This window comes from Neorhizobium sp. T25_13 (assembly GCF_002968675.1).
GTDB classification, from domain to species: domain Bacteria; phylum Pseudomonadota; class Alphaproteobacteria; order Rhizobiales; family Rhizobiaceae; genus Neorhizobium; species Neorhizobium tomejilense.
On sequence record NZ_PVBI01000039.1, the window covers coordinates 1 to 4,646 of the forward strand.

Genomic DNA, 4,646 nt, shown 5'->3' on the forward strand with positions numbered 1-4,646 from the left:
CTCGCCGATCAGCTCGATCCCGGCCCTGTCGAGCGCCGCCAGCAGGCGCATCAGGGAATCGACGTTTCCCCGCACCACGTCGGCGCTCGCTTCCATGCGCTGGATCGTCGGCACCGAAATCCCTGCCAGCTCCGCCAGCTTCCGCTGGTCGATGCCGAGAAGAGCCCTCGCGGCGCGCATCTGAGCAGCAGTAATCACGATTCAACCATCGCTTTTATTATGCAGGCCAGAATATTCGATATTTATAATATGCCTGTTGATGTTTCAGATCAATATTTCGATGGGTGATGGCATATCTTTGAGGGCTGACAGGTTACATCCGTCAGGCAGAACCCGACGACCATGAGCAAAGAGATTAACGCGATCGCGGTCTTCATGACCTTCAGTCTCCTCGCCCGGCAAGCCGGTCATGGTCACATTTACCGCCAGCGGGGTCACAGAATCGGTGCCCAGATAATATCATTTCGGCATTCAGGATGGTGCATGAGCTCGGAACCACTACCTGCGAAATCGACACGGGGATGTTCAACCCGTTGTCGGCGGCCGTTTCAGTCGGCCTAGCGATGGCCAATACGTCCGGCGTCACGTCATCGGTCGGGCCGTGTTCTTGTCTCTGCTGCGGTCGCGGTGACACTAGCCGAGCAAGAAGTTTCGACGGAGACGCCATTTTACTCCACCTCGAATTCTACCCCGCATGCAGGCTGCGAGCAAAAGCGTTGGCAGCAGGGCTAACCGCACAACATGTCGTCGACGACGATCCGACAATCTGCCAGCTGCTCACACGCTATTTCGAAGGCGAAGGATACATCGTCAGCACGGCCTTCGACGGCCAGGAAATGCGCCGCCATCTCAAGCAGAATGAAGTCGACATCGTCCTTCTCGACGTGTTCCGGCTATCAGTGCTCAGATCGTAAACCAGCCCATCGTTCAAGGAATCCGCCCCCTTGAGCGCGGCAAGATTGTCCCACTTCTTTAATCCCGCGGACCAGAAATGGATCATGGAGCAGTCTTCCAACACAGAAAGCTGGATGACCGAAATGAGGAAACAGCTTGATGACGCTTGATAACGCTACACTGAGATGTTCCAGGGGCTGCACCTCACGGCCTCACACGCACATCCCCTCGCACACCCCGTTTTTCATCACAAATCATCGTTGTATATCAATTACATAGATTACGCCCAAGTAGACTTTTAGTCAGTAGGTCCAGGGTTCGAATCCCTGGCGCTCTCACCATACCCAAATTAAATCATACACTTAAACGGACACCAATGTGGTTGCAGTGGTTTGGTGCGCTTGGGCCAAGGCTCCGTGCGCCGCCCCGTTCGCCGTGGCGGGTAGAATCGCTGCGCCTGCTTCGTCACAATGTGGGTGGACGAAGTCCAGCCGGTCTGTCACAAGCCGATCAGGACGCGACTGCCGTTAACTTTAGAACGGGGTCGGGCGACCGATTGACGTCACGTCGCTGCCACGAGATCACGTCGGCCGTCCTTTTCTAGATCCGGTCCTCGATCCGGGACGCTCCATCGCATCGCCAAAAGCCCCGCCTCACCCATTACAATTTGCTCATCTTCGGGGCGAACGGCATTTATTACAGCCAGGTCACGTTTGCGGCGACAAACCGCGGACGTGCGAAAACTCCGGGTGCGGCGTCAAGCCATTGAAATATCTTATTTCGTGAGATCACGGATATCTCTGGAGCGGAGCATTTGGCCTAAAATTCGGCAGATGGGGCCTTCCAAACCTTATTTATTATTAAGCTGACCTTCCAGGCTTAGAGGCGTATTTCTGTCTTCAAGACTGAATGCTGCCGACGGCCGGAGAGGTCGTGACGGCAGAGCCAGTTTCACAACCGTTTGCCGAAGGTGGAGCTCAGATATGCGCTCGCTCGTCCCGATAAATCAGCCTTCCCTCGTATCGCCGGCGCCCTGCCCGGTCATGCACCTCACCGGACCGCCCGACGATCGACGTCGATAATCACGCGTTCGAAGCCGCTTCACCCGCCGTCCCCTGAACCGGTTTCTGATGCAACGCTTGCCCGCAAAGCCGGCTTCTCAGCTTCGTAAATCTCCAGAACCCCAACCGATCGGCTGCGCTCGCCCGCGCGGTTCGATCCTCTTCGCCCCAATGCGCCGTCTCCCGGCGCAAGGGCTGCAGATTGAAAGGAAGACCTCCATGTCAAATATCCTTCGCAGACATCGGATCGCGGCACTTCTTGGCGCCGCCATCGTTGCGGTCCCGCTCTCCGTGCCGGTCATTCTCGGCACCAATGCGGCGCATGCAGCAACCACGGCAACAACTGCTGCCGGCTCCGTTTCCGGCATCGTCGCTCCGGGTGGTTCGTTCGCGCCGATCGTTTCCGCCGACAAACCGGCCGTCGTCACCATCACCACCACGATGAAGGCGCAGAACGTCGCTTCGGACGACAGCTCGCCCTTAGACGACAACTCGCCGTTCGACGAGCAATTCCGGCAGTTCTTCGGCCAGCAGGGCATCCCCATGCCGCGCCATATGCCGCAGCAGCGTCAGGCTCCCCGGACCGAAGCCCTCGGCTCCGGCTTTGTCGTCACGGCCGATGGTTACATCGTCACCAACAATCACGTGATCGACAACGCGATCGATATCAAGGTGACGCTCGACGACGGTACCGACGTGCCGGCCAAGCTGATCGGCGCCGACGCGAAATCCGATCTCGCCGTCATCAAGATCAACGCGCCGAAGCCGCTGGCGACGATCGCCTGGGGCGATTCGGACAAGCTCAATGCCGGCGACCAGATTCTGGCGATCGGCAATCCGTTCGGCATTGGCACGACCGTCACCGCCGGCATCGTTTCGGCCCGCGGCCGCGATCTCCACAGCGGCCCCTATGATGATTTCATCCAGATCGACGCGCCGATCAACCATGGCAATTCCGGCGGCCCGCTGGTCGATCTCGAAGGCAAGGTCGTCGGTATCAATACGGCAATCTATTCCCCCAACGGCGGCAGTGTCGGGGTCGGCTTTGCCATCCCGTCCGACCAGGCCCAGAAGGTTGTCGCCAAGCTGATGAAGGACGGCTCGATCGAGCATGGCTTCATCGGGGTGCAGATCCAGCCGGTGACGGCGGATGTGGCGAGCGCCATAGGTCTCGACAAGCCGGAAGGCGCACTGGTCGCCAATGTCAACGACGATGCGCCGGCAGCCAAGGCCGGCATCCGGACCGGCGACGTCATCACCGCGCTCGGCGGCCAGCAGATCAAGTCGCCGCGGGATCTGTCGCGCATGGTCGCCGACCTGACGCCCGGCGCCAAGGAGGGCCTGACTGTCTGGCGTCAAGGTCAAAGCCGCAATCTCAGCATCACGGTTGGCGGCAATGAGCCCGACCAGCAGCAGGCTTCCGCCGACAATGGCGACAAATCCATGCAGGGTGCCCAGCGCGTTCCGACCATCGGCATCGGTCTTGCCGACCTCACGCCGGATATCCGCGAGGCCCTCACCCTGCCGCGTCGGGAAAACGGTGCTGTGATCGAGAGCGTCGCCCCCGACAAGCCGGCTGCCGACGCCGGCCTGCAGCCCGGAGATATCATCGTCTCGATCAACCAGCAGCCCGTGAAGTCGGCCAAGGATGCCAAGACGGCGGTCGCCGAGGCCGGGAAGTCCGGGCGCAAGTCCGTCCTGCTCCTCATCCAGCGTGGCGAGAACCAGACCTTCGTCGCGGTCCCCTTCTCGATCGGCTGAAGATCGGCCTCACCTTATCTTCTCGGCGCCGCCCGGTCGTCGCGACCGGGCGGAACCTTCCTGTTTTCCGGGGGTTGTCAGGCTATAGAGGAGCCATGGTCATGAGCGCCCAGAATGTCCTGATTGCCTTGGGATCCGCCATTGCGGGCGGGCTTGTTGTCGCCCTTCTGATGCATCCCGCCGGACCGACCGCCAGCACGAAGTCGGATCGCCTGAGCGGACCTCCGGCAGAGACCGCCTTCCTGCCGGAACGCTTCGGCGTTCCGGGTTCGGCGCATTGATCGCGACGCGCTAAAATTGGGATCCGGAATACGAAAAGGCCGGCGCCTCTTTCCGGGCGCCGGCCTTTTTATGTCCAGCAATCAATGAACGGCCTTGCCGCCCTCTTCTTCTTCGAATGTCACCGCGACATCGCCGTCTGCCGAAAGATGAACCCTGTCCCCTTCGATATCGGCGACCAGTTCCAGCGGAATGAAGTGGTGGTGGCCTCGATGGCCGCCCTCACCGCTGTCCTTCCTGGTCAGCTTGATACGACTGCCTTCGACGCGGTCGACCGTTCCAACATGGGCGCCATCCGCGCCGATGACTTCGGCGTGTTCCTTGATTCTTGCAGCATCGATCATGGGAAATCTCCTTTTCTGCGTTTCGACAACGCATGAATGGGAATATCGATGCATGCTCTTCAAAATTGAGAGACTGTCACAAAACAGGCCACTCGCGGAGAACGTCCGGAACTGCTGCCCACGCTTTTCGGTCGAGTGTACCTTTGGCTTTATTGGTCAGGGTGAACACAAGATCATGGCTAGAGCGTTTCCGCATTTTTCAGAATCATACCGGATTCCCAAATCGGCTTTGTTCTGATTCACTGATACTGGTTGGATGGAGGCCGGCATCTCATGACCGCACCGTTATCGAATGATCTTCGTGAGC

The 4,646-nt window shown here is 59.3% G+C and carries 5 protein-coding genes; 3 read left to right on the top strand and 2 right to left on the bottom strand.

Annotated features, from left to right (window positions below):
* On the bottom strand, positions 1-198 hold a 198-nt coding region (locus C5J22_RS30805), incomplete at its 3' end, for a DNA-binding transcriptional regulator (protein WP_245440621.1).
* A 518-nt stretch (positions 199-716) separates the two neighbouring features.
* Between C5J22_RS30805 and C5J22_RS31875 the strand changes: the two genes are divergently transcribed.
* The 3 genes from C5J22_RS31875 (at position 717) to C5J22_RS30830 (ending at position 3,997) form a co-directional block, all read left to right on the top strand.
* Positions 717-914: a response regulator gene (locus C5J22_RS31875; protein ID WP_371412690.1), complete on the top strand. Its 198-nt coding sequence runs from the start codon at positions 717-719 to the stop codon at positions 912-914.
* Between the two features lie 1,260 nt (positions 915-2,174).
* Entirely contained in the window at positions 2,175-3,716 is a 1,542-nt protein-coding gene (locus tag C5J22_RS30825; protein ID WP_105441379.1) for a DegQ family serine endoprotease, read from the top strand.
* Between the two features lie 101 nt (positions 3,717-3,817).
* Positions 3,818-3,997, top strand: coding sequence for a hypothetical protein (locus C5J22_RS30830; RefSeq protein WP_105416084.1), 180 nt, complete (start codon positions 3,818-3,820; stop codon positions 3,995-3,997).
* A gap of 81 nt (positions 3,998-4,078) precedes the next feature.
* Here the strand turns inward: C5J22_RS30830 and C5J22_RS30835 are convergent, their stop codons facing one another.
* On the bottom strand, positions 4,079-4,339 hold the full coding sequence (locus C5J22_RS30835) for a DUF2171 domain-containing protein (RefSeq protein ID WP_105441381.1): 261 nt from the start codon (positions 4,337-4,339) through the stop codon (positions 4,079-4,081).
* Positions 4,340-4,646: the final 307 nt, after the last annotated feature.